This window comes from Pontimicrobium sp. MEBiC01747, assembly GCF_053601635.1.
In genome coordinates this window covers 1-2,373 of the sequence record NZ_JBSHNS010000340.1, presented here as the reverse complement: position 1 = coordinate 2,373, position 2,373 = coordinate 1, and the positions used below count along the sequence as shown (strand labels likewise).

The following is a 2,373-nucleotide window of genomic DNA, read 5'->3' as shown; positions in this document are numbered from 1 at the left end:
ATACGATACATTATTTTAAAGTACGATACTGCACTGTTTTTTCTGGCAATAGTTATTGCTTTCGCCTTGTTGAACTTTAAAGATAGAAAGAAGCAATACGGAGTCGTTATCTTGGGGTTAATTGTTGCTTATTTATTGCGCAATGTAGAAGCGTCTATTATTTTATTTAGCGTTTTTTTACCGACTATAATTCATGTATACCTTTTTACATTGTTGTTTATGTGGTATGGCAATTTAAAAACCAAAGCTCGTGTAGGTTATTTTAATGTTATTTTATTACTGCTTGTTCCTGTTATTATTGCTATTATTAATATTGATGGTAAATCGTATCATTTTTCTGATAGTGTTAAGCAAATATTTACAGAGAACAATTTCCATATTATTAATGTGCATATCTATAAATTACTTGGTTTAAGTGATGGGACAAAGTTCTTTTTTTATGAGAGTATAGATCTAAAAGTGCAAATGTTTATTGCTTTTGCTTATACTTATCATTATTTAAACTGGTTTTCTAAAACTACTGTTATTGGTTGGCATAAACGTTTAAATAAAAAAAAGACAATTGTTATAATGGTGTTATGGATCGCTTCTGTAGCATTGTATTTTTATAGTTATAAAGTTGGTTTAATTATGTTGTTGTTTTTAAGTATGATTCATGTTTTTATGGAGTTTCCTTTAAATATTATATCTATAAAAACGATTGGCAAATCGTTCTATAAAAAGAGATAATCTGTAAAACAAATGCATTATATTTATTGACAGAATTAAAATTGTTATAAATGAATAGAATTAATATTGTTTTACTGTTAGTATTACTGGTTATGTCATGCGGTAATAAGCGTTTAATGAAAGAGGCTAGGCCTAGTATAAAAACAATTAGCGCTGTAGATATTGATGTGCTTATTGAAGATTCTACTTTAAACGTAAGGGCTCTTGAAGTAATTAAAAAGAAAGATGGTTTTGCTTTTTTAACTTCTAAAGGGCAATTTGGAACTTTTGTTATGCCCGATGTTACAATAAATATAAAAAAAGACTACATTAAAAACTTTCCTATTCAATTAAAGCACGATTCTATTTTGCCTAATTTTAGGGCTTTGGCTGTAAACAAAAAAACTGCTTATGGGATTAGTATTGGTAACCCTACTTTAGTGTATAATCTAGATGTTGATAAAGAAAAAATAAAGCTAGTTTATACAGAAGTAAATGAGAAAGCATTTTATGATTCTATGGAGTTTTGGAATGAGGAGGAAGGTATTGCTATTGGAGATCCTACAGAAGATTGTATGAGTATTATAGTTACAAGAGATGGTGGGAATTCATGGTCTAAGTTATCTTGTGATGTATTACCAAAAGCTAAGGATGGAGAGGCTGCTTTTGCAGCTAGTGATACTAATATTGCTATAGTAGGTGATAAAACATGGGTTGCTACTGGTGGTAAAACCAGTAGAATTTTATATTCACCAGATAAAGGACATACTTGGCAGGTTTTTGAAACGCCTATAATACAAGGTATAGAAACAACAGGAATTTATTCTGTAGATTTTTATGATGAATTGAATGGTTATGCTATTGGTGGTGATTATACAAAACCAGAGGCGAATGCAGCTAACAAAATAAAGACTAAAGACGGTGGAAAAACATGGGAGTTGGTTGCACAAAACCAAAACCCAGGGTATAGAAGTTGTGTTAAATATGTACCTAATAGTGGCGGAAAGGCTTTAGTTGCTATTGGTTATAAAGGGATAGATTATTCTAACGATAGCGGAAACACTTGGAAACATTTAAGTGATGATGGGTATTATACTATTAGGTTTTTAAATGACAGTATCGCTTTTGCAGCTGGAAATAAAAAAATCTCTAAATTAACGTTTAAATAAGAAGATTACCTTATGCTATAGAGATATTAAAAAAAAACAGCCAATTGGCTGTTTTTTAATGTCTTGACTTTCTTATTTCTCCTTTTTTACCTCTATGTCGTTCTTTAAACTCTCTAATCATTTTTTGTCTAAAAGATCTATCGGCCTGCATAAGTTTCATTATTTTTTTAGCAGAAAGTACCTCTTGAAGTTTTTTGTAATAACTTTTTTGTAGCTTAATACGTTCTTCTTCAATTTTAATAATATTATCCAAAAGCATTTTAGCTTCGGCTTCTGTTAAATCTTCAGGGTTTTTACCTTTTAATTTATGTTTTAAATCGCTCTTTTCTCTAATTTTATGTCTTGCTTCTTCATTTGCATTGTATATAGGCCAAAAGTCTTGAGCTTCTTTTGTGGTTAAGTCTAGTTTTTCGGTAATATGTGCTATTTTTAAAGCTTTTAATTTATCCTTACTTATGCGCTGGGCGTGCATATTAACTGTAAGGAGTAGTAATAG

The 2,373-nt window shown here is 30.0% G+C and carries 3 protein-coding genes; 2 read left to right on the top strand and 1 reads right to left on the bottom strand.

Annotated elements, in window-relative coordinates; all coding sequences use genetic code 11:
• Positions 1 to 729, top strand: a 729-nt coding sequence (locus tag ACVC2P_RS11105) for a hypothetical protein (protein ID WP_452598539.1), incomplete at its 5' end; no start/stop codon positions are given.
• Positions 730 to 779: 50 nt separating this feature from the next.
• Positions 780 to 1,877: an oxidoreductase gene (locus tag ACVC2P_RS11100; RefSeq protein WP_452598538.1), complete on the top strand. Its 1,098-nt coding sequence runs from the start codon at positions 780 to 782 to the stop codon at positions 1,875 to 1,877.
• Between the two features lie 55 nt (positions 1,878 to 1,932).
• On the opposite strand, the gene ACVC2P_RS11095 is transcribed toward ACVC2P_RS11100, so the two are convergent.
• Positions 1,933 to 2,373, bottom strand: a 441-nt coding sequence (locus ACVC2P_RS11095; RefSeq protein WP_452598537.1) for a hypothetical protein, incomplete at its 5' end; no start/stop codon positions are given.

Excerpts from the sequence above, each read along its gene's own strand:
- ACVC2P_RS11100 (WP_452598538.1), top strand. The coding sequence starts at position 780 with ATGAATAGAATTAATATTGTTTTACTGTTAGTATTACTGGTTATGTCA.